The sequence below is a fragment of the Stenotrophomonas sp. GD04054 genome (genome assembly GCF_029836955.1).
GTDB lineage: Bacteria > Pseudomonadota > Gammaproteobacteria > Xanthomonadales > Xanthomonadaceae > Stenotrophomonas > Stenotrophomonas maltophilia_A.
The window spans coordinates 78783-101455 of record NZ_JAOECR010000007.1 but is presented as its reverse complement, the minus strand read 5'-3'; the positions used below and the strand labels follow the sequence as shown (position 1 = coordinate 101455).

Annotated in this window: 20 protein-coding genes; 10 read left to right on the top strand and 10 right to left on the bottom strand. The window is 68.2% G+C overall.

All coding sequences use genetic code 11. From position 1 onward, the window contains the following. Positions 1 to 282: hypothetical protein (locus N7573_RS06155; protein ID WP_279943104.1), on the top strand; the 282-nt coding region annotated here is incomplete at its 5' end. 123 nt (positions 283 to 405) lie between these two features. Beyond that, a complete protein-coding gene (locus tag N7573_RS06150) occupies positions 406 to 1593 on the top strand; it encodes a benzoate/H(+) symporter BenE family transporter (RefSeq protein WP_279913239.1) in 1188 nt (395 codons plus the stop codon). Between the two features lie 6 nt (positions 1594 to 1599). Here the strand turns inward: N7573_RS06150 and N7573_RS06145 are convergent, their stop codons facing one another. From N7573_RS06145 to egtB, 5 genes are all read right to left on the bottom strand, one after another. Beyond that, positions 1600 to 2373, bottom strand: a complete 774-nt coding sequence (locus tag N7573_RS06145) for a DUF2628 domain-containing protein (protein WP_279913235.1) — start codon at positions 2371 to 2373, stop codon at positions 1600 to 1602. Positions 2374 to 2422: 49 nt separating this feature from the next. Continuing rightward, positions 2423 to 3289 carry a D-hexose-6-phosphate mutarotase gene (locus tag N7573_RS06140; RefSeq protein WP_132811064.1) on the bottom strand — a complete coding sequence of 289 codons (867 nt, stop codon included), beginning with the start codon at positions 3287 to 3289 and terminating at the stop codon, positions 2423 to 2425. Between the two features lie 40 nt (positions 3290 to 3329). Next, positions 3330 to 4598 carry a lytic murein transglycosylase gene (locus N7573_RS06135; RefSeq protein WP_279913236.1) on the bottom strand — a complete coding sequence of 423 codons (1269 nt, stop codon included), beginning with the start codon at positions 4596 to 4598 and terminating at the stop codon, positions 3330 to 3332. Between the two features lie 84 nt (positions 4599 to 4682). Further along, positions 4683 to 5657: an L-histidine N(alpha)-methyltransferase gene (egtD, locus tag N7573_RS06130; protein WP_279913237.1), complete on the bottom strand. Its 975-nt coding sequence runs from the start codon at positions 5655 to 5657 to the stop codon at positions 4683 to 4685. Further along, positions 5654 to 6925: an ergothioneine biosynthesis protein EgtB gene (gene egtB / locus N7573_RS06125; protein ID WP_279913240.1), complete on the bottom strand. Its 1272-nt coding sequence runs from the start codon at positions 6923 to 6925 to the stop codon at positions 5654 to 5656. The genes egtD and egtB overlap by 4 nt, the downstream gene beginning before the upstream one ends. Before the next feature lie 150 nt (positions 6926 to 7075). Between egtB and N7573_RS06120 the strand changes: the two genes are divergently transcribed. After that, complete coding sequence (locus N7573_RS06120) at positions 7076 to 8356, top strand: GGDEF domain-containing protein (RefSeq protein ID WP_279913238.1); 1281 nt, start codon at positions 7076 to 7078, stop codon at positions 8354 to 8356. A gap of 3 nt (positions 8357 to 8359) precedes the next feature. Here N7573_RS06120 and N7573_RS06115 read toward each other — a convergent pair whose 3' ends face one another. Beyond that, the gene (locus N7573_RS06115; RefSeq protein WP_197616442.1) at positions 8360 to 8752 is read right to left on the bottom strand and encodes a YchJ family protein; all 393 of its coding nucleotides are present in this window, start codon (positions 8750 to 8752) and stop codon (positions 8360 to 8362) included. Between the two features lie 102 nt (positions 8753 to 8854). On the opposite strand from N7573_RS06115, the gene N7573_RS06110 reads away from it, so the two are divergent. Then, positions 8855 to 9634 carry a TSUP family transporter gene (locus N7573_RS06110; protein ID WP_071229494.1) on the top strand — a complete coding sequence of 260 codons (780 nt, stop codon included), beginning with the start codon at positions 8855 to 8857 and terminating at the stop codon, positions 9632 to 9634. Between the two features lie 279 nt (positions 9635 to 9913). On the opposite strand, the gene N7573_RS06105 is transcribed toward N7573_RS06110, so the two are convergent. From N7573_RS06105 to folE, 4 genes are all read right to left on the bottom strand, one after another. Beyond that, positions 9914 to 13294 (bottom strand): SbcC/MukB-like Walker B domain-containing protein, encoded by a 3381-nt coding sequence (locus tag N7573_RS06105; RefSeq protein ID WP_049446864.1) that lies wholly within the window; start codon positions 13292 to 13294, stop codon positions 9914 to 9916. 16 nt (positions 13295 to 13310) lie between these two features. Further along, on the bottom strand, positions 13311 to 14012 hold the full coding sequence (locus N7573_RS06100; RefSeq protein WP_005411692.1) for a DUF4194 domain-containing protein: 702 nt from the start codon (positions 14010 to 14012) through the stop codon (positions 13311 to 13313). Then, entirely contained in the window at positions 13999 to 15468 is a 1470-nt protein-coding gene (locus N7573_RS06095; protein WP_121504949.1) for a DUF3375 domain-containing protein, read from the bottom strand. Before N7573_RS06095 ends, N7573_RS06100 begins: the two co-directional genes overlap by 14 nt. A gap of 112 nt (positions 15469 to 15580) precedes the next feature. Beyond that, positions 15581 to 16192 carry a GTP cyclohydrolase I FolE gene (folE, locus tag N7573_RS06090; RefSeq protein WP_004141296.1) on the bottom strand — a complete coding sequence of 204 codons (612 nt, stop codon included), beginning with the start codon at positions 16190 to 16192 and terminating at the stop codon, positions 15581 to 15583. A 766-nt stretch (positions 16193 to 16958) separates the two neighbouring features. On the opposite strand from folE, the gene N7573_RS06085 reads away from it, so the two are divergent. The 6 genes from N7573_RS06085 to N7573_RS06060 all read left to right on the top strand — a co-directional run bounded on the left by N7573_RS06085 (position 16959) and on the right by N7573_RS06060 (position 22633). Next, on the top strand, positions 16959 to 17414 hold the full coding sequence (locus tag N7573_RS06085; protein WP_012481667.1) for a MarR family transcriptional regulator: 456 nt from the start codon (positions 16959 to 16961) through the stop codon (positions 17412 to 17414). Between the two features lie 102 nt (positions 17415 to 17516). Then, positions 17517 to 17726: a DUF1656 domain-containing protein gene (locus N7573_RS06080; RefSeq protein WP_010487502.1), complete on the top strand. Its 210-nt coding sequence runs from the start codon at positions 17517 to 17519 to the stop codon at positions 17724 to 17726. Further along, on the top strand, positions 17723 to 18640 hold the full coding sequence (locus N7573_RS06075) for an HlyD family secretion protein (RefSeq protein ID WP_279912939.1): 918 nt from the start codon (positions 17723 to 17725) through the stop codon (positions 18638 to 18640). Before N7573_RS06080 ends, N7573_RS06075 begins: the two co-directional genes overlap by 4 nt. Beyond that, a complete protein-coding gene (locus tag N7573_RS06070; RefSeq protein ID WP_279912940.1) occupies positions 18637 to 20097 on the top strand; it encodes an efflux transporter outer membrane subunit in 1461 nt (486 codons plus the stop codon). Before N7573_RS06075 ends, N7573_RS06070 begins: the two co-directional genes overlap by 4 nt. 3 nt (positions 20098 to 20100) lie before the next feature. Beyond that, positions 20101 to 22140 carry an FUSC family protein gene (locus tag N7573_RS06065; RefSeq protein WP_279912941.1) on the top strand — a complete coding sequence of 680 codons (2040 nt, stop codon included), beginning with the start codon at positions 20101 to 20103 and terminating at the stop codon, positions 22138 to 22140. A gap of 94 nt (positions 22141 to 22234) precedes the next feature. Then, positions 22235 to 22633, top strand: a complete 399-nt coding sequence (locus N7573_RS06060) for a hypothetical protein (RefSeq protein ID WP_164115801.1) — start codon at positions 22235 to 22237, stop codon at positions 22631 to 22633. Positions 22634 to 22673 lie beyond the last annotated feature (40 nt).

Here is a 22673-nt window from a genome sequence, read left to right as displayed (position 1 = left end):
AGCCGGCCTTTCCGCTTCGTCAACACCTTTTTTCAAGGCCGTCTCACCGGGGTGGACGTTGTTGCCGATGCTGCTTCGTCGTTGGACCCGAAGGCCTTTCGTCGTTGCGAGCCGCCTATTATGCCGGACTTTTCGAGTCCGTCAACACCTTCGTTCGATCATCTCGTTCGTCGGTGGTGGCGTTGCTGTTTGCGTGCCGTTTCCGAAGAAGCGGTGCGCTGCAGCAAGGGAGCGAATTCTAGAGATCCTGCAGATTTCGTCAAGCATTTTTTTGCAGGGTGATGACAGAACCAAGGCAACGTCACGCATGACATACGCTCGAAGATCACTGTGGCGTTGACCGCGCGTTGCGCGGTCAACGCCACAAGGGCTATCAATGCACGGATGCACAGTGGAGAGACGGCAATGAACATGCAGGTGCGGCAAGCGTGGTGGCGCGACCTTTCAGTACCGGCCCTCGTTGCCGGCTTCATTACTGTGCTGGTCGGCTTCGCCAGTTCGGCCGTCATCGTGTTCCAGGCTGCACAAGCTGTCGGTGCCAACCAGGCGCAGATCGCCTCATGGATGTGGGCACTGGGACTGGGCATGGGTGTCACCTGCATCGGGCTGTCACTGCGCTATCGGGTACCGGTGGTGACCGCATGGTCGACACCGGGCGCGGCGATGCTGGTGGTCGGTGCCGGCGGCGCATCTCTTTCCGAGGCCACCGGTGCATTCCTGCTCGCTGCGGTTCTGGGCATGCTGGCTGGCTTCTCCGGCATCTTCGCCCGGTTGATGCAACGGGTGCCGATGGCGCTGGCCGCCGGCATGCTGGCCGGGGTGCTGCTGCGCTTCGGTCTGGACGTGTTCGTGGCCATGAACACCCAGCTGGTACTGGCGCTGGCCATGTTCGCCACGTGGCTGACCGGACGCCGCCTGTTCCCGCGCTATGCGGTCATCGCCACCCTGCTGGTCGGCATCGCGGTTGCGGCCAGCCGTGGCCTGCTGCACGCACAGCAGGTGCAGCTGCAACTGGCGGTACCGCAATGGGTGACCCCATCCCTGTCCTGGACCGCGGTGGCCGGCATCGCCCTGCCCCTGTTCGTGGTCACCATGGCCTCGCAGAACATTCCGGGCGTGGCGGTGATGCGGGCATCCGGCTACGACGCCCCGGTGTCGCCGCTGATCGGCTGGATCGGTGTGGTCAATACACTACTGGCGCCGTTCGGTGCGTACGCGCTGAACCTGGCGGCAATCACCGCCGCGATCTGCATGGGCCGTGATGCCCATGAGGACCCGGCACGACGCTATACCGCCGCCATGGCGGCAGGTGCCTTCTATATCGTCATCGGACTGTTCGGTGCCACCGTGGCCGCACTGTTCGCGGCGTTCCCGAAAGAGCTGGTGGCCTGCGTGGCCGGTATTGCGCTGTTCGGCACCATCGCCAACAGCCTGGCCAGTGCGCTGGCAGTAGAGCGGGACCGCGAGGCGGCACTGGTCACCTTCCTGGTGACCGCCTCGGGCGTCTCACTGGCCGGCATCGGCTCGGCGTTCTGGGGCCTGGTGGCCGGTGCGCTGTGCCTGCTGGTGCTGCGGCCCCGCCAGGGACGCTGACCTGCCCTACCCCGCCAATGCGGCGCCGACGGTGCTCAGCACCACCGCGATGACGATGGCGATCAGTGTGGCGACCACGCTGGTGCCGCCGCGCGCGGTCAGCTCGCTGCGCAGCCGTGCGTCATCGCCGCCGGTGACGGCACGGGCCTGGGCGATCAGTCGCTGGCAGTGTGCCAGGTACCAGCTGTTGCCGAAGATGCCGGTGGTGATGCTGAGCGCGAAGGTGATGACCAGTGACAGGCCATCCGGCACATCCAGCAAGGTCTCGACCACGCTGATCAGCAGCAGCAGGCCAGCCCACATCGCCGCCAGGCGGTACATCTTGCGGTACATCATCCAGATCAGGCCGAGCAGGAATGCCGGCCAGTGCCAGGTGCCACTGCCCGTGGCGATGCCCTGATCCAGCCGCCAGCGCTGGCGATAGATCGGGAAGTTGCCACCGACCACGCTGGCGTACAAGGCCATCTCGCCCTCCAGCCCGGCAGCCGCAGCCACACCCGGTGCAGCGACCGGCGCACGATAGGGGTCGGACGGATCGCCGACGCTCGGCGCAATGCCCTCGGCCGCAGGCGCTGCGTCGATATCCAGGACCGGAGCCACCTCGACCTGCGTTGAGGCCTGATCCAGCTCCGCCAACGGCCGCCACGAGGGCATGCCCTCGCACCAGAGCAGCGTTCGCGCCGTGACCGTCCCTTCCCGCTGCAGCTGGCGAAGACCGGCCAGATCCACCGGCCCACTGCTCTGCCTGCCATTGGCGTACCACCATTGTGCTTCCTGCATGTTTTCCGTCCTTGCTACTGCATCGACAAACTGAAACCGCTGCCAGCGCCTACAGCCCGGTACTGGCCAGGGTCTGCACCAGCTGATGGCGCTCACCCGGCGCAAGCGTAATCTGCTCCGGGCCTGCGTTGGCCACTTCCAGGCAAACGTAATCGTGCCAGCCATCGCCGACATCGGCCATTTTCGCTGCCGCCTCCGCACCGGGATTCCAGGCCACCAGCGTCTGGCTGCCTTCGCTGCGGATCTCGATCCGCCGCTGCAGTACGGGATCACGCAGCACGTAATGGCCGCCGGCACCGGTATAGATGCGATCGCTGCGACCGGGGTCACGCGGATCGCGCAATGACCACGGTCCCTGTTGCAGGCGAAGCTGCGCATAGTCCTCGTACTTGTCCAGGTACTGCAGGCCATCAAGGCCCTCGACCTCGACCTGGTTGGCATCGCCCACCCGGAAATAGCTGTGCAGGGCCTGGGTGAAGGTCACCGGCGAGGTTCCGGTGTTCTCGGTGACGAGCTGCTGACGCAGCTGGCGGCCGATGCGCAACTGCATCTGCAGGCGCAGGCCGGGATCGGCGCAGGGTGCAGGTGCCAACTGCAGCTCGACCTCACCGTCATCGCTCTGGCTGGCCTGCAGAAGCTCCCAACGCGCGGTGCGCACCAGGCCATGCGCGGGCACATCATTGTTCTGGCCCTGGCGGCCGAACCACGGCCAGCACACCGGGACGCCACCGCGGATGGGCGTGGGCAGCTCGGCGCGCGTGGGCGAAAGCCACAGTACATCGGGCTGCCCATCGGGAATGAACGACAGCAGCTGTCCGCCGAACACGCTGATGACCGCCGTCGCGCTGGGGGTGCGCACGTGCCAGGCCTCCAGCCCGTGATACAGGCCGCTGCTGATGTCCGGATCCGACTGCATGCGATGACGCTCCTTGAAGACCGCGGCGATGATGTCGCGGTCAGCGTGCCTGGGGCAAGGCCTTCTGCGCAGCGGGTGCGATGGCGGTCGCCTCTTCCTGCAGCGTGCGCAGGATGCGCTGGCCTGCGCGGCCGTCCACCTCGCTCCAGCCCAGGCGCTGCTGCTCGGCCTGGATCGCGCGGCGCGTGGCGGTACCGATCATGCCGTCGGCGGCACCGATATCGTGGCCGCGGGCCAGCAGCAGGGTCTGCAGCTGGCGGCGCTCATCGCGGCCCAGGCCCGGGTCATCGGTCGGCCAGGCGGTGGCCAACCCGTTGCCGCCACGCAATTGGTCAGCCAGCGTCGCGATCGCCAGCGCATAGCTTTCGGCGGCGTTGTAGCTGTAGATCGCGTCGTAGTTGCGGAACACCAGCAATGCCGGGCCCTTGTTGCCGGCCGGCAGCAGCAGCGCGGCGCGCGCATCCGCCGGCAGGTTGGCCGGAGCCAACACGCTGCCATCCAGCGCAGTCACGCCCTGCGCACGCCAGTCGGCCAGGGCGCGACGCTGGGTGCGGCCGGCCTGGCTGGCGTTGAAGCCGGCGGGAACACGGACTTCCATGCCCCACGGTTCGCCACTGCGCCAACCGGCACGCTTCAGATAGTTGGCGGTGGAGGCCAGCGCGTCAGGAATGCTGCCGACCAGATCGCGGCGGCCATCGCCATCACCGTCCACGGCGATGCGTGCGTAGGTGCTGGGCATGAACTGCGTATGCCCGAAGGCACCGGCCCAGGAACCGGTGAGCCCCTGTGCCTGCAGGTCGCCGCGGTCGATCAGCTTGAGCAGTGCCAGCAATTCACCGCGGAAGAAGGGTTGGCGGCGGCCGGCACAGGACAGCGTGGCCAGCGACTGCAGCAGCGGGCGTTTGCCGAATACGCGGCCATAGTCGCTCTCCACCCCCCAGACCGCGACGATGGTGGCCGGATCGACGCCATACTGCGCGGAGACGCGATCAAGCAGATCGCGATGTTGCTGCAGCATGGCGCGACCATCAGCCACGCGCTGGCGATCGACCAGCGCGGCCAGGTAGTCCCAGATCGGCGTGGTGAATTCCGGCTGCGCGTCGAGCAGGCTGAGCACGCTGAGGTCCGGGGTGAGGCCGGCGGTGATTTCGTTGAAGCGCTCGGCGCTGATGCCCTGGCTGGCGGCCGTGGCCTGCAGGCCCGAAAGGCAGCGGCTGAAGGCCGGATCGACGCTGGCATCCGGTGCTGCAGGCAGCGCGGGGGGCGAGGCGAGAGCGGCCGCCAGGCCGAGGGTGGTCAGAATGGGCATGGCGTCCTCCGTGTTGCCGTTGCACGGCCATCTTAGGGGTAGCGGTGCTGCAGAACCTGAAGGGGTACCGGCTGGCCGGCCGCCCTAGATGGCACGCAGCAGGCGCAGGCCGTAGGCGGGACTGTCGGCATTCCAGCGCTGCGTGACCTGCAGGCCCGCCTGCTGCAGCAGCGCCTCGAAGTTGTCGTCGGTGTACTTGTGGCTGTACTCCACACGGATTGGTTCGTCGGCGGCGAAGTGGAAGGTGCGGCCGTCCAGATGCACATCCTGCGCCCAGCGGCTGACCAGATCGGTTTCGATGCGCAGCCGCGCGGTGCTGTAGCAGGCACGGTGGTGGAAGCCGTCGAGGTCGAAGTCGCTGCCGATCTCGCGATTGAGCCGGGCCAGCAGGTTGAGAGTGAACGCGGCGGTGACGCCCTGCGCGTCGTTGTAGGCCGCTTCGATCAGAGCCGGGTCCTTGTGCAGATCGATGCCGACCAGGGCCAGGCCGTCGCGGCCCATCGTCTGGCGCATCGCCCGCAGCAGTGCGACCGCGTCTTCGCCTTCAAAGTTGCCCAGCGTGGAACCGGGGAAGAACAGCAGCCGTCGCGCGGGTTCGCGCTCGGGCATGGGAACGGCGACGGGGCGGGTGAAGTCGGCACAGACCGGCAGCATCTCCACCTCCGGCAACGCCGGCGCCAGATGATCGATGCTGGACAGCAGCGCGGCCCGCGAGATTTCAATCGGCGTATAGGCCACCGGGTCGTGAAGTGCGGCCAGCAGCAGCGCGGTCTTGCGTCCGCTGCCGCTGCCCAGCTCCACCACGTGCAGACGCGGGCCAACGCTGCGGGCGATGTCCGGCAGCACGCTCTTCAGCAGGGCCAGCTCGGTGCGCGTGGGGTAGTACTCGGGGGTCTGCGTGATCTGCTCGAACAGTCGCGAGCCACGCGCATCGTAGAAGTACTTGGACGGCAGCTGGCGCGGCGTACGTGAGAGTCCGGCCACTACGTCGGAGAGGATCTGCTGCCGCCCGGGGGTGAGATCGGTCAATGCCTGCAGCGCGTCATGCACGGTGCTCATGTGAGGTCCCTGGCCAGGCGCAGCCCGGAGAACTGCCAGCGCGCCTGCGGCATGAAGAAGTTGCGGTAGCTGGCGCGCACATGGCCGCGGGGTGTCGCGCAGCTGCCGCCACGCAGCACCCACTGCCCGCACATGAACTTGCCGTTGTACTCACCGAGGTTGCCGGCGAAGGGACGGAAGCCCGGATAGGCGCCATACGCGCTGTGGGTCCACTCCCAGACATCGCCGAACAGCTGCCGTATTCCACTGCCCTGCGCTACCAGCGGGTGCAGCCGGTCGTCATCGGCGAAATGTCCGCGCAGCGGCTGCGACGCAGCGGCGGCTTCCCATTCGTACTCGCTGGGCAGGCGCGCGCCGGACCAGCGGGCGCAGGCATCGGCCTCGTAGTAGCTGAGGTGGCAGACCGGCGCGTGCGGATCCAGTTCGCGCCAACCGCCCAGGGTGTACTCGCGCTGCAGGGCGTCATCCCAGTACAGCGGGTGCTGCCAGCCCTCGGCTTCGCGCAGCGCCCAGCCTTCGCTGAGCCACCAGCGCGGTTCACGGTAGCCGCCGGCGTCGATGAAGGCCCGATACTCGGCATTGCTGACGGGACGCTCGGCCAATGCGTGCGCGGGGAGCAGCACGCGGTGCGCTGGCGATTCGTTGTCGTAGGCGAACGCGGCCTGCTGCGGCCATGCCGCGGCGCCGACGGTGACGATGCGCTCGGGTGATTCGATCCAGCCCTGCGCACTGGCAGCGCTGGTGGCAGGCTGCAGGTCCTCGCGGTAGGTGGGCTGCAGCGGGTTGCACCAGAACGCATGCTTGATGTCGGTGAGCAGCAGTTCCTGGTGCTGCTGCTCGTGCTGCAGGCCCAGCTGCAGATGCTGCAGTGCCTGTTCATCGAGATCGCCCGCCGCCAACCGCGATTGCACCTGCGCATCGACCTGCTGGCGGTAGTCGCGCACCTGCTGCAGCGACGGCCGCGACAGCAACCCGCGCTGTGGCCGCGCATGCGCCGGGCCGATGCTCTTGTAGTAGCTGTTGAACAGGTAGTCCCAGCCCGGGTCATGCGCTGGCGCGGTGCCGAAACCCGCCAGCACGAAGCGTTCGAAGAACCAGGTGGTGTGGGCCAGGTGCCATTTGCTCGGGCTGGCGTCAGCCATGCTCTGCAGCATGGCGTCCTCGGCGCTGAGCGGCGCGGCCAGCTGCAGGCTGCGCGTCCGTACATGGGCGAACTGGCGGGCGAGATCGTGCTGCGGGGCAGCGACGGCGGCGGGTACGCTGTCCATGTGGGCAGCATCGGCGCTGGACGGTGAGTGCGACGTCATGGTTCGGCGTCACTTCGTTCACATGGATGAGCCTGCCGCATTCAAGAAGCCACCACGAACGCCGCTAACGGCAATGCTGCGGCCGCGTCGTCACCGCGCTGGAATTCCTGCTTGCCCCTGCATCCGCTCCGCCAGCCTGCGCATTACCTGTTCGTGCTGCCTGCCGTGCTGGTTGCCGTGGTGGTGTGGACCGCATTGGATACCGCAGACGTGGCCAGCCCGGCGCAGCGCATCCTGCCCTGGCTGCTGGCCTGCCTCGGTGCCGGCCTGGCCCTGCTCTACCACCAGGTGCGCACGTTGTGCCTGCTGATGGTTGTGGCGGTGACGTTCGCGCTGCTGCACCAGGACGTCGCTGGCTACCTGCGCAATGGCCATGTCACCACGCTGACACCGCTGCGCTTCCACGCCATCTCGGCCTGGTTGCCGCTGTTGTCTGCCGGCCTTGCGTTGTGGCCGGAGCGCGGACGGCGGCGCCAGGACCTGCTGCTGCGCGGTATTGCCATCGGCACCGCGGTGATGATCTTCCTGCTGCTAGCCACACAGCAGCCGCGCGGCATGCACGATCTGCTGTCGAACCGTCACTGGGCCTGGATTCCCGCCGACTGGAACGCGCTGGCGCAGCTGCCGGCGCTGCTGTTCCTGCTGGCGACCGCAGCGTTGGGCTGGCAGGCGTGGCGGCATCCTCGGCCACTGCACACGGCGATGCTGCTGGCCCTGCTGTGCCTGTGGTGGATGCTGCCGCGGATCTTCCTGCAGCCGGTGCTGCTGCCGGCGCTGAGCAGCGCCGCCCTGCTGCTGATGCTGGGCGCGATGCTGCAGGAGTCCTTCCACATGGCCTTCCGCGATGAGTTGACCGGCCTGCCGGGGCGACGGGCATTCAACGAGACCCTGCAGCGGGCACGCGGCACCTACAGCATCGCGATGGTGGACGTGGACCACTTCAAGTCATTCAACGACACCCATGGCCACGACACCGGAGACGATGTACTGCGCCTGGTGGCCTCGCGGCTGGCGCGGGTGGGCGACGGTGGCCGTGCATTCCGCTATGGCGGTGAGGAGTTCGCGGTGGTGTTCCTGGACCGCCCTGCGGCGGCCTGCATGGATGCCGTGGAGGCGCTGCGGCAGAGCATCGAGGAGACCCGCATGCAGCTGCGCGACCGCAGCACCCGCAGCCGCGATGACGAAGCCGGCCGCCAGCAGCGCGGACGCGGTGGCAGCGGCCAGGTGGTACAGGTGACGGTGAGCATCGGCCTGGCCGACAGCCATGTGGATCCGCGCCCGATGGCAGTGGTCAAGGCCGCCGACCAGGCCCTGTATGTGGCCAAGGACGGCGGCCGCAACCAGGTGCACGCGCACGGCGGCCAGCGCGTGCTGGCTGCGCGCAGCGTGTAGGGCTCAGACCGCGTCGAGGTAGTACCAGCGGCCGTCGATGCGCTGGAAGCGGCTGTGCTCGGTCATCTTGACCGCACTGCCGCCGCCGACGCGATAGCGCGCGGTGAAGCGGACATCGGCGCTGTCAGCACCGGTGACGGTGTGCTCGTGCACGGTCAGGCCCAGCCAATGGGTACGCTGGCCGGGCGCATCATCCAGCGACAACTCGGCCGGACGCGTGTCCGGATGCCAGCTCTGGCGCAGGTAGTCAGCCAGACCGCGCACGTAGGCGCTATAGCGCGAACGCATCAGGCGCTCGGCATCGGGCGCGGCTTCGCCGGCGTGGAAACGGCCGCAGCAGGCTGCATAGTCGGCGGGAAGGCCACAGGGACAGGGATCGGCGGGTTTTCGGCTCATGCCGGCATTGTCGCCGGGTTGCGCGGATTGATCCACGCGCGGCACGGGCCAGCTGAAGCAGGACAGGCGTATGCTGTCGCGCCCCCACCTTGATTGATCGCCGTGCTGGAACTGGTTCCCCCTGAGTTGTGGTGGCTGGTGGTGATCGCCTTCATCGCCGGTCTTGTGGATGCCGCCGTGGGTGGCGGTGGCCTGGTGCAGCTGCCCGGCCTGTTCACGGTGCTGCCGCAGCAGACGCCGGCGATGCTGTTCGGTACCAACAAGTTCAGTTCGATGTTCGGCACCGGTGCGGCTGCCTGGCGCTATGCGCGCAACGTGCGCTTCCCGTGGAAGCCGGTGCTGTTCGCGGCCGGCACCGCCTTCATCTTCTCCTTCGCCGGGGCCACCGCGGTGAGCCTGCTGCCCAAGGACGCGGTGCGCCCACTGGTGCTGGTGCTGCTGATCGCGATGCTGGCCTACACGTTGTGGAAAAAGGACTTCGGCGCGCTGCACCGGCCGCAGGAGATCGGCCGCCGCGAGCTGACCATCGCACTGGCCATTGGTGCGGCGATCGGCTTCTACGATGGTTTCTTCGGGCCGGGCACCGGCAGCTTCCTGATCTTCCTGTTCGTGCGCTTTTTCGGCCTGGATTTTCTGCGCGCGTCGGCCGCGTCGAAGGTGGTGAACCTGGCGACCAATGTGGCGGCGATCTCGTTCTTCGTGCCGACCGGCAACATCCTGTGGCTGTTCGCGCTGCCGATGGCGGCGGCCAACATCATCGGTTCGGTGGTGGGCACGCGGTTGGCGCTGAAGGGCGGCACGCCGTTCATCCGCAAGCTGTTCGTGGGGCTGGTGGTGGTGCTGATCGCGCGGATGGCGTGGGATACGTTGCGCGGAGCGTGATCCACCGCGTCGCTGGCGCCTGACTCCCATATGAGGGGGCATGGCAGGACACGCCGTGAACCCGTCCATGGGGGCTCGTGAGCGCCATCCATGGCGCTCGCGGTCCTGCCATGCCCCCTCACCCAACCGCTACCCGGCCTCTGCGCGAGCGCGGAAGCTGGGAGCAAGGGCAAGAGCAGAGCGACTTCCGGTAGGTGCCAACCTTGGTCGGCACACTGTTTCCGAGCGCGAAGAGCAGCCGAGCATGGCTCGGCTCTACAGGTCGCTGGACCGAGGCGGTCAGGCCTCGGCTTCTTCCGGTTCGTTGGCCTGCTGGCGGCTGCGCTCGGGCAGCTTCAGGCGCTTGCCTTCTTCGTCGTACTCGATCAGCAGCACGCCGGAGTCGTGGCGGCCGCTGATTTCGACGAAGCAGGCGCCACCGATGAACGGCTCCAGCGTCATCACCGACTTCAGCGGGGTGGCGACCACCATCTGGAAGCCGAAGTTGTCGAAGATGTTCATCGCCAGCGCGGTGAACTCGTTGTCGGCCTTGTCGAAGGCTTCGTCGAGCACGACCGCGGCGTAGCTGGGCAGCTGGCTGTCGGCGCCGCCGAGCTGGTAGCGCAGTGCCGCAGCCAGGCAGGTGGTGGCCAGTTTCTGGCGCTGGCCACCGGACTTGCCGGCACCGCTGCGGTAGATCTCGACCTGCTGGCGCGTTTCCGCATCCAGCTCGACGCCGATGAACTCCACGTGCATGCGCACGTCCAGCACCAGCTCGCGCCAACGCTTGTCCTCGCCTTCCTGCGAACCCAGGCGGTTGACCAGCTGGCGCAGCACGGTGAACTGCGATTCGGCCAGCTCGCGCTGCTCGGTCTGCTGCTGCGACAGCACCTCGCGCAGCTGCAGGTGGAACTCGCCGACTTCCGGCAGGCGGCGGTCGCTCAGTTCGATGGTCAGCAGCGTGCCACGGTTGAACGGCACCTGCTCCAGGCTGGCGTTCACTTCGTCCAGGCGCTGGCCGATCGACTTGCGGGCCTCTGCACTGTGGCGCTGCAGGGCCAGCAGGTTGTTCTTGCTCTGGTTCTGCAGCAGATCGAAGAAGCGCTCTTCGTGCTGCGGCAGGCCGTCGCGCTCCAGGCGTTCGAGGCGGGCGAGGAAGTCTTCGGCCGAGGCCACCGATACTGTGAAGTCGCCCGATTCCTCCGGCCACTGCTGGATGAAGCGACGGAAGCAGCCGATCAGCTGGTTCTCGATGCGGTTGAGGTCCTGCTGCGAGGACGACAGCTGCTCGTTCAGCGCGTTGCTGACCTGGCGCATGTGCGCTTCCAGCGTTTCCAGGCTGAGCGGGCCCTGCTCCTGCAGGCGCTCGGCGAGGCCGGCTTCCTGCTCCTGGGCCAGGCTCGGCAGCACCAGCGCACGGCTCTGCTGGCGGGCGCGGTCGAGGCGATCGCGCTCCTTGACCAGCTGGCCGCGCTCGACGCGGACGTCCTCATAGGTGCGGCGGGACTGCTCGATGTCGGCGCGCACGGCGTCGATCTGCTTGGCCAGCTTGGCCAGATCGGCATTGCCTTCGCGCAGGTCGCGCAGGGTGGCCTCGATGTCGCTCAGGCGCTGCTGCGGAGCGGCGATGTCGATCTCGTTCCAGCTGATGCTGACCAGTTCGTGGCAGGCCAGGCGGCGCTCGTTGTCGCGGTCGCGCTGGCCGCGCAAGCGTGCGATGTCGGTCTCGCAGCTGGCGATGCGCTTGGCCAGTTCCTGCGCCTCGCGCTCGAAGGCGCCCACCTTGTCGTGGTTGTTGAAGCCGAGGATCCAGCGGCGGCGGTCGCCCACCGCACTGCGGTCGTCCTTCTCGAAACGGTCGCCCGGATGCTTGACCTGGCCTTCGCGGGTGATGCCGCGGTCGACGTTGCGCAGCTGCTTGGCATCCACGCACTCGTAGTCGAAGCGCTTGCCGAGCTCGCGCCGCAGCCAGCTTTCGAACACATGCTCGCGCAGCTCCAGCTTGTGCAGCAGCGACTTCGCCGACGGCTCGCGCGCGAACGCATCATCGTTGCGGCGCACGCGGTAGTAGGTGAAGCGCATGCCCAGGTGGGTACGGTTCACCCACTCGGCGACGTCGTTGTAGTGCTTGTCATCGACCAGCAGCGACAGCGCGAAGCCGCCCAGCACACGTTCGATGGCGCCCTGCCAGCCCTGCTCTTCCGAGCGGACCTGGATCAGCTCGCCGACGAAGGGCAGCGCCGCTTCGGCGATGCCGGTTTCCTCGGCCAGGCGCGCGCGAAGCTTCTGCATCGGCGCCGGAATGTTGGACGGCGTGCGCTGCATCGCTTCGAGTTCGCTGCGCACTTCACCGAAGCGGCGCTCGTCATCGCGCTTGCCGCCGAGGCGATCGCTGATCGCATCGTCCAGTGCCGCCGAGGCACGCTGGCGGTCCTGCAGTTCGTTCTGCGCGCGCTCGACCAGCTCGGCGAAACCATGGGCATCGTCGGGCAGTTCGGCCTGCAGCTGCTGTGCCGCTTCCTGGGCCTGGTCACGCTTGGCCTTGCGCCGGTCGCGCTCGGCTTCGGCGCGGCCCTGCTCGCGTTCCAGTTCCTCGATGCGCTCACCGCCCTGCTGGCGGCGCTGCAGTTCCAGTTCGGCCAGGCGCTCGGTGTGGTTGTCGAGCGCGGCGCGGCGCTGGGCCTCTTCGCCGAGCAGGCCACGGTCACGCACGTCCATCTCGCGCAGGCGCGCTTCGATCAGCGCCTGGCGGCGGCTTTCGCGGAAGCTGTCGACGCCGAGCTTCAGTGCTTCGTCGTCGCCGCGCTGGCGGTGCATTTCCTTCAGGTCGTTGTAGTAGGCGCGTGCCGGCAGCAGGGTTTCCACCTGGCGGCGCGCGGTGACCACGGCCTGGTGCGCGCCATCCAGCTCGGCGAAGTCGCTGACCAGGCGCTCGGCGGCGTCGAAGGTCTTCGGCGTGTCGAGCATGAAGTCGCGCAGGAAGACGTTGAGGTCACCCAGGTTCTTCGCCGACTGCGTCTTGTGCAGCAGGCGCAGTGCCATCTCGTTGTCGATGCCGAGCAGGTCGCGGAAGCGCTCGGCGTAGCCGGAGAAGGTGTCGAAGTGGTGCAGGTCGGACAGCTTCTGCTTGAGCTTGCGCAGGTCCAGGTCGAAGCCGCCGAGATCCTTGGCGATGTCGAACGGACGCTCGGCGATCATGTAGTGCTTGCGCACGTCGCCGGCCGAGGTGCCGTTGCCGGAGATCCACAGCAGGCGCACCAGGCTGACCACGCGGCCATCGCCGGCGCGGTACTCCAGCACCAGTGCGGTCCAGGTCGCGCCCTTGCGCAGGTACTGGGTAGCGATTTCGCCGGTGCCGCTGTCCTGCTGGTCAGCCCACGCGCCACGCACGTAGGACACCAGGTTGCGGTCGCGGCCGCTGCGCTCGGCTTCACGCGCGGCGGCGTTGAAGTCGACGATGGCCGGCGGCGTCAGCAGCGCGGACATGGCATCGAGCAGGGTCGACTTGCCCGAGCCGGAACGGCCGACGAACAGGAAGCCGCGCTCGGCGATCGGCACTTCGGTCAGGCCGTTGAAGGTGCCCCAGTTGTGCACCTGCAGGCGGCGCATGCGGAACTGCTGCAGGCGCGGGTCCGGCAGGCCTTCGTTGAACAGTGCGGGAGTGTGCTTGGAGATAGCCATGCGATGGTCGGGTCTCTCAGGCCTCGGCGGCCGGGGTTTCGCGCAGCTGGCGGTACACCGCCGAAAGCTGGGACACGTCTTCGGCGGAGAACAGCAGCTTCAGCGCCGGCGAGACTTCGTGGCGGTCTTCCTGGCCGCTGAGGCGGGTCAGGATGTGGTTGTCCTTCATCTTCTGCACTGCCGAAGCAACGCGGCGGTTGAAGCCGGCGCGGTCGGTGGACAGGTTTTTTTCGTAGATGGCCAGCGCTTCGGCCATCTCGGCGTCGGCGACCACCGCGCGGTTGCCGCGCGCATCGGCCTCGGCCAGCTGCTGGCGCAGATACAGCAGCAGCACCGAATCGATGAAGGTCAGCGGCGAGGTGCGCAGCAGCACCGGCGCATCCACGTCTTCGGTATCGGCCTGGCGGGTGAACGCCACGCCGCTGTCACGGTCGAGCACCAGTTCCAGGAACAGGTCCGCCAGCGACGAGCGGATGGCCGCCTCGCTGCGGATCAGCGCCGGCCACAGCTTGGCGTGGCGCAGCTGGTCGATGCTGGGGCCGATCAGCAGCTGGCACAGCGCGCGGCGTGCATCCAGCGGCAGGCGCCCGGTATCGCCGAGGTAGTACACGTCGTTGCCACGGCGGGGCTGCGCCACGGCCGCCACCGGCTCGGCTTCGTAGGCGTCTTCCGCCACGTCGGCCTGCGCTGCGTCGATGGGATCTTCATGCCAGCTCATGGCGTCTCTCCTGGGTAAACCAAACCAGCGGGATGCGGGCGCGACGGATCTGGCCGTCGCCACCACGCCATTCGGCAAGCTCCTGCTCGCCGGCGACCACGTTGCCGAAGCGCGTGCCCAGCGACAGATAGCCGATGACGCTGCCAAGACCCTGCGGCGCCTCGCGCTGCGACAGGGCCTGGGCGATGCTGAGCCGCGGCTGTGCATCGAGCAGGTCGTGCAGGTCACGGCGCAGGGTGCGGAAGTCGATTTCGGACGAAGCGACCAGATCGCCGACGCTTTCCAGGCTGATCGCGGCCGCGTCGTTGTACTCGACGTTGCCATCGACCTGGGCACTGCGTGGATCGTGCAGCCTCCACTGCGACCACGAGCGCAGGCGGCTGGTGGTCAGCTGCAGGTCACGGCCGATGCCGCGCTGTGCGGGGAACTCGTCGCGCAGGGCCAGTGCTTCGGACTGCGCCTGCTTCAGCAGCTGGTTGAGGCGGCGCTGTTCCAGGTAGCCACGGCTCTGCACGAAGCCGCGCAGGCTGCGCGCGAAGTTCTGCAGCACATCGTGTACCTGGCCACCGCGCTCGAGCATGGTGCTGGTGAAGCCACGCAGGAAGTTGCGCTCGTTGCGGTCCAGGCGGCGCGCAAAGCCACGCGCCAGCACCGCTTCCAGCGCAGCATCAAGCTGTGCGCTCTGTTCGGCGTCGTTGAGCAGGCGCCAGAACGCCTGGAAGCTGCGGCCGGCATCGCTCTCGCCGATCACATCCACGCCTTCGAACAGCTGCGACAGCACGTCGCCGCGCTCACCCTCATCGTCGATGATGCGTTCGCGGAAATCGCGGTTGAGCTGCTCGAAGTCGTCGCGCACGCGGCGGAAGTCCTCGGTCAGCTCGTCGGCCAGGCCGATGATCTGGCGCGCACGTTCCAGCGCGCGCTTGCCATCCAGCGCGATCACGCGGCCAGCGCCGACGCGGGCGATCTCGGCGTCGATGCGGTCGCGCTCGTCGCGCAGCGCCGACAGGCGCGCATCCGGATCGGACTCGGTCTGCGCGGCCAGCTGCGAGAGCTGTTCGATGACCAGCGCCAGCCGGCTTTCGGTGGCGGCCACGCGGGCCTGCTCGAGGCCATCGGCGAAGCGGATCGCCTGCAGTGCCGCGGTCGACAGCTCGTACTGCTCCTGGTCTGCGCCTTCGGGCAAACGGCGTTCCAGCCAACCCTGGGCCAGCCAGTGCGCGATGTAAGCCTGCGCGGTACGCGGCAGGTCGCGCGACAGTTCGTCGCCGTTGAGCTGGTCCAGCGCACGTTGCAGGCGCTCGTTGAGCACCGACGACGACAGCGTGCGCTCGCCGTCCATCAGCAGCCCCTGCAGCAGGCCGATGATTTCCGGAGCGTGGTCGGCGGCGAGCAGCTTCCACTGGGGCTGTTCGCGCAGATGGCGGTAACGGGAGATGCGTTCGCGATGCTTCATGCAGCGAAAGGAGTCATGAGGGCTGGCGGGGACGAGCAGCCGCGCACGGCGGCCGTGCGGGCAGCCGTGGGCATGCCGGCCACCAAGGGCCGGCGGGGTGCGGGCAAGCGGCTCAGCGCTTGCCGCCCACTTCGATGAAGCGCAGGAACTCGGCGCGGGTCCGCGCGTCGTCGCGGAAGCTGCCCAGCATCTTCGAGGTGACCATGCTGACGCCGCGCTTGTGGATGCCGCGGGTGGTCATGCATTCGTGGGCGCCTTCGACGACCACGCCGACGCCGATCGGCTGCAGCACATCCTGGATGCACTGGGCGATCTGCGCGGTCATCTTCTCCTGCACCTGGAAACGGCGGGCGTAGGCTTCGACGACGCGGGCCAGCTTGCTGATGCCCACCACCTTGCCGGCCGGCAGGTAGCCGACGTGCACGCGGCCGATGATCGGGGCCATGTGGTGCTCGCAGTGGCTTTCGTACTCGATGTCGCGCAGGACGATCAGCTCGTCGTAGCCGGCCACTTCCTCGAAGGTCCGCTCCATGTAGGCGCGCGGGTCGTCGCGGTAACCGCTGAACCAGTCGCCATAGGCTTCGGCGACACGGCGGGGGGTATCCAGCAGGCCTTCACGGGACGGGTCCTCACCGGCCCAGCGCAGCAGGGTGCGCACGGCATCCTCGGCCTGGTCCTGGGTCACGTCGCCCTGCGGGGCGGCCTTTTCGTTGTTCTTGCTCATTGCGTACAGCGTCCCGAACGGGGGGCGAGCATCGTACCCGACCGGGGGGTGGGTCGTCCTGTTGGGACGGTTCATCGGGGGTCGTTGTTGGCGCGTCGTTGCTATCGGTTTGGAGTGGGAGAGGGGGCAGCGCAGGACACGCCGTAAACCCGTCCATGGGGGCTCGATGGCGCCATCCATGGCGCCAACGGTCCTGCGCAGCCCCCTCTCCCACTCCCTGGCGGTGTCCTGCGGGCGCGACCGGACCGCCCGAAAGCGGGGGCAAAAGCGGGGGTTCATGGCTTCGGAAGCGGCGCGCCGCTGCTGTGGTGTTTTGTGCTTTGGTGGGTGCGGACCGTTGGTCCGCACTGCTTCTGCTCTTGCTTCCAAGAGCCAACCCACCGCGCTCGCGGGGGGATGGGAAGGCAGCGGGGGCCGGGCGGGGCAGGACCGTCCGCGGCATGGGCCCGAGGCATGCCTCGGGCGGGTTGGGCAGGACGCCCAACGCCGGTCTTGCCGTGTGCGCAGGACGCGCACACGAGCAAGCCGCGGCCGAGCCCCCAAGGGTGAGGGCGCTTGCTTGCGAGGCATGCCTCGCAAGCGCCCGAACGCCCAGCCGCCAGCGGCTGGGCCGGACCCCGGAGGGGGGTTCACGGCGTGTCCTGCCCCGCCCGGCCCCCGCTGCCCTACCCGTAGCAACGTGGCGCAACGCTTTCCTCACTACACCCCGCCCATTCAGAAAAACCCATTGATAGGAATGAAATTAGTAGTATCCTATCTATCTCTTATGGACCGACCCCTCGACGAGCGCACCGTGCTGCAGATGCAGCTCAGCTCCGGCCTGCTGTACGCAGGGCGGCAGTGGCAGCGCCTGGCCGACAGCCGGCTCGGCAGCTACGGCATCTCCACCGCCTGCACCATGCCCCTGCTGATGATCGGCCGCTCCGGCGGTGGCATCCGCCAGGTGGCGCTGGCCCAGCAGCTGGGCATGGAAGGGCCTTCCCTGGTCCGCCTGCTGGACAAGCTGTGCGCCAGCGACCTGGTCCGCCGCGAGAGCGACGCCAGCGACCGCCGCGCCAACCTGCTGTGGCTGACCGACGCGGGACACGCGCTGGTCAGCGAGCTGGAAGACCAGTTGATCGGCCTGCGCCAAGACGTGTTCGGCGAGCTTTCCATGGATGAACTGCACGCCGTGCTGAAGGCATGGCGCCTGCTGGCCGAGGCCGCCGACCGCATCACGTAAGACCGCTGCCCCCGAATACCGCCGCTGCCGTGCACACGCCAGCGGCTTTTGCCCGTTGCTGTTGTTTCGTTGTTCCTCCCCTCCCCCACCTCGCCCCTACCGATGCCCGGTGAATTCAGTCTCCACGGAGTGTTCGTCCCGACCCTGCTCGGGTTGATGTTGTTGGCCTATCTGGTCAACAGCGGCCTGCACGCGCTGCTGCAGCGTGCCGGCGCCTATCGCCATGTATGGCACCCGGCGCTGTTCAACCTGGCCCTGTACGGGATCGTGCTGGGCCTGCTGTTCCACCTCCTGCGTTGGATGCAATCGTGAACAAGATCGTGAAGAAGACCCTGCCGGTGCTGCTCACCAGCGCAGCCGTGATCGTCGCCCTGCTGGTGCTGCGCCAGCTGTGGGTCTATTACATGGATGAGCCGTGGACCCGCGATGCCCATGTCGGCGCCGACGTGGTGCAGGTGGCGCCGGACGTATCCGGGCTGGTGGAAACAGTGCAGGTGGCCGACAACCAGGCGGTGAAGAAGGGTGACCTGCTGTTCGTGGTCGACCGTGCCCGTTACCGCATCGCGCTGGAACAGGCCAAGGCCAGCCTGGGCGAGCGCCAGGCCTCGGTGGCACAGCTGCGCCGCGAGATCGGCCGTGACCGCAGCCTGCAGGACCTGGTCGCCGCGGAGGACGCCGAAGTACGCCACGCCAAGCTGCAGGCCGCACAGGCCGCGCTGGCCACCGCACAGGCGGCGGTCGACCTGGCCGAGCTCAACCTGGGGCGCACCGAGGTGCGCGCACCGGCCGATGGCCGGGTCAACGACCGCACCATGCGCGTGGGCGACTACGTGGTGGCCGGCAAGCCGGTGCTGGCGCTGCTGGATACCGGCTCGTTCCGCATCGATGGCTATTTCGAGGAAACCCGCCTGCGTGGCGTGGCCCCGGGACAAGCCGTGGACATCCGCCTGATGGGCGAATCGACCCCGCTGCGTGGCCATGTCGAAAGCATCGCCGCCGGCATCGAGGACCGCTACCGCAGCAATGGCAGCACCCTGCTGCCGAACGTGACCCCGGCCTTCGACTGGGTGCGGCTGGCCCAGCGCATCCCGGTGCGCATCGCCATCGACGAAGTACCCAGGGGCGTGGAACTGATCGCCGGCCGCACCGCCACGGTGACCGTGGACACCAGCCGCCATCCGCACAACGACAAGGCCGGCACCGCACCGACACAGGCGGGCCTGTGAACGCCGCCCTGCCCCGTCTCGGCCTGATCGTCGCGCTGGCCAGCCTGGCCGCATGCAGGACCGTTGGCCCCGATTACGCGCTGCCGGAAGGCTCGGCATTCAAGCGCCCGCAGGCCAATGCGGCCTTCATCGATACCCAGAACCCGCAGGTGGCCGCCAACCAGGCACTGCCCGACCGCTGGTGGTCGCTGTACAACGACCCGATGCTGGATGGCCTGATCACCCAGGCGCTGCGCGACAACGTTGAACTGAAAGCCGCCGATGCGCACCTGCGTCGTGCGGCGGCGGTGTACGAACAGGCGCTGGACGCCGGTGGCTTCGAGTACGAGGCCGAGGCCGGGGTCAGCCGCGCGCAGCTGTCGGCCGAATCGTTCCTGCAGGAACACGAGCTGCCGGTGATCAACCTGGCCGATGGCAAGTTCGCGGTCAGCTACCAGTTCGACCTGTTCGGCAAGCTCAAGCGCGGCGCCGAAGCGGCCCGTGCCGACGAGCAGTCGGTCGCCGCAGCACGCGACCTGGCCCAGGTCAGCGTGGTCGCGCAGGTGGCCGACAGCTATCTGGAAATCTGCCACGCCAACCACGAGCTGCACGTGGCCGAGCATTCGCTGCAGCTGCAGCAGCGCAGCCGCACGGTCACCGAGCGCCTGATCGCGGCCGGCCGCGGCACGCCGCCGGAACTGGCCCGCGCCAATGCCCAGGTGGCGCTGCTGGAAGCTGCACTCCCGCCGCTGCAGGCGCAGCGCTCGGCCGCCGCCTATTCGCTGGCCGCGCTGCTGGGGCAGACCCCGGGCCAGCTGCCGGCCGGTGTGATCGACTGTGCACATGCCCCCAGCCTGGCGCAGCCGCTGCCGGTCGGTGATGGCCGTGCACTGCTGCAGCGTCGCCCGGACGTGCGCCAGGCCGAGCGCAAGCTGGCCTCGGCCACCGCGCGGATTGGCGTGGCCACCGCCGAGCTGTATCCGGACATCCGCCTGGGGGCCTCGCTCGGTGCCGCCGGCCTGCTGGAAGACTTCGGCACGCCGATGACCCAGCAGTGGTCGATCGGCCCGCTGATCTCGTGGACGCTGCCGTCCTCGGGCACCCACGCGCGCATCCACGCCGCCGAGGCTGGTGCCGATGCGGCCCTGGCCGAGTTCGACCACACCGTGCTGCAGGCGCTGCGCGAGACCCAGACCGCACTGGACCGCTACGCACAGGACCTGCGCCGCCTGCAGTCGCTGCGCATCGCGCAGGAGCAGGCCGCGCTGGCCGCCGAGCAGAACCGCCGGTTGTACCAGGGCGGCCGCACGCCGTACCTGTCCAGCCTGGATGCCGACCGCAGCCTGGCCACCAGCGACGCCACTCTGGCCGCCGCCGAAGCGCAGGTCTCGCGCGACCAGATCCATCTGTTCCTGGTACTGGGTGGGGGCTGGCAGGCCAGCGCCGCCGCGCCCAACGCCACGACTGCCGCGAAGTAAGCCATGAACGCGCTGACCGACCGCCAGGCCTGGCTGTTCTCGATCAAGACCTACCTGGCTGCGGTGGCCGCGCTGTACATCGCCATGGCCGGCAACCTGTCGCGCCCGTACTGGGCGATGGGCACGGTCTACATCGTCAGCCAGCCGCTGCTGGGCCCGACCCGCGCCAAGGGCGTGTACCGCATCGTCGGCACCCTGGTGGCCGGCCTGGCCACCCTGCTGGTGCTGCCGGCGCTGGTGGAAACGCCGCTGGTGCTCAGCGCGGCGATGTCGATCTGGCTGGCCGGCTGCCTGTTCATGGCCCTGCTCAACCGCGGCCCGCGCGGCTACGCGTTCCTGCTGGCCGGTTACACGACGGCCTTCATCGGCTTCCCGGCCGTGACCTCGCCGGAAACCATCTTCGACACGGTGGTGGCACGCAGCGAGGAGATCATCCTCGGCACGGTGGTGGCGGTACTGTTCGCATCGCTGCTGTTCCCGGCCTCGGTACGCCCGATGCTGCGCGCGCGCATCGGCAACTGGATGGAGGACGCCGCACAGTGGTGCCGGCAGATCCTTGAACGTGGCCGCGCGCATGCGCCGCGCAACCGGCTGGCCGCCGACCTGGTGCAGTTCGAGGCGCTGATCGAGTTCCTGCGCCGCGATGATCCACGCCATGCCGGTTCGGCGGTGTCGATGGAGCGCCTGCGCGAGCGCATGCTGCTGCTGTTGCCGGTGCTGTCCTCGATTGCCGATCGCCTGAGCGCGTTGCGCAGCGATGGCCAGGCCCTGCCGGAAGGGCTGCCGGCACTGGTCGACGATATCCATGACTGGCTGGACGGGCCGACCAACGCCAGCGAATACGCCCGCCTGCGCGCGCGCATCAGCGCGCTGAAGCCGCAGGTGGACCGCGACCTGCAGCACCTGCAGCTGGCCAGCCTGCTGCTGCGCCTGGAGGAACTGGTGGACCTGTGGCAGGACTGCCGCACCCTGCAGCACGCGATCGACCACGGCACCGCGCCGCTGGACCGCGCGCACTACCGCATCCGCACCGAACGCGTGGCCGCCGACAAGCACGTCGACTACGGCATGGCGCTGTTCTCCGCGCTCAGTGCCGGCGTGGCGCTGATGAGCTATTGCGTGCTGTGGATCGCGCTGGGTTGGGAAGGTGGTGGCAACGGCGCGATGATGGCCGCGGTGACCGCTGCATTCTTCGCTGCACAGGACGACCCGGCACCGAGCATGGTGTCGTTCCTGGTGTGGGCGATGGTCGCCTCGGTGGTGGCCGGTGTGTACCTGTTCGGCGTGTTCCCTGCGGTGCACGACTTCGGCCTGCTGGCATTGGTGCTGGCGGTGGCGTTCCTGCCGCTGGGCTTGATGCTGCACCACCCCAAGAGCGCATTGTTCGCGTTGCCGTTGACGGTGAACCTGGCCGCACTGCTGAGCCTGCAGAACACCTACAGCGCCAACATCCAGACCTTCCTCAACTCGTCGATTGCGATGTTCATCGGCATTGGCTTTGCGGTGGTGATGACCCGCCTGTTCCGTTCGGTAGGTGCCGAGTGGACCGCGCGCCGCCTGGTGCGGCAGGGCTGGACGACGCTGGCCGAAGCCGCCGAAGGCCGCGGCCAGCAGGACCGCCAGCGCTTCGCCGCACGCATGCTCGACCTGTTGGGCCTGCTCGCACCGCGCCTGGCAGCGACGCCCGAGGGCAGCGACATCGCCTCGGTGGACATGCTCAACGAGGCGCGCATCGGCCTGAACATCCTGCAGCTGCGTCGCGCACGGCTGGAACTGCCCGAACGCAGCCGCGAAGCAGTCGAGCACATCCTGGAAGAGATCGCCGTGCACTACCGCCGGCAGATCGCTGCGCGCAAACCGATTGTGGCGGCCGAAGCGCTGCGCGAGCGGCTGGAAACCTCGCTGGGCCGGGTCGGCAGCGTGGCCGCCTGCAAGGCCCGCGATGAAGCCCTGATGGGCCTGATCGGCCTGCGCTTCGCGCTGTTCCCGGAGGCGAAGGCATTGGCGCCGGGGCTGGCGATGCGCACAGCGACGCAGCCGTAGCGCGCTACCCTGTGCGTCCACAGACTCCGCGCAGGGGTCAGAGCCCTCTCCTGCGGAGAGGGATCCGACCCTGGCCCTGCAACAGGACGGCTCAATGAGTTACGACATGATGGTGTTCGAGGCCAGTGCGGCCCCGCGCGAGGCGGCGGCCTTCATCGCCTGGTTCGAGAAGCAGACACAGTGGAACGAGCGCCACGAATACGACGACCCGGCGGTCAGCAGCCCGGCGCTGCAGGCGTGGTTCGCGGAGATGGCGCAGGAGTTCCCGCCGATGAACGGGCCGTTGAGCAATGACGACGATGATCGTGCCGAGGTGACCGAGTACAGCATCGGTAGTCAGGTGATCTACGGTGCATTCGCCTATTCGGTGGCCGAGCGCGCGCACGGGCGGGTGCAGGACCTGGCCGAGAAGCACGGCGTGGGCTTCTTCGACGTGAGTGCTGATGAAGCGGCCATCGTGTTCCCGGATGGCCTGGTACTGATCGCTGAATGACGCTGGGTCGGATCCCTCCCGGAGGGAGGGCTCTGACCCG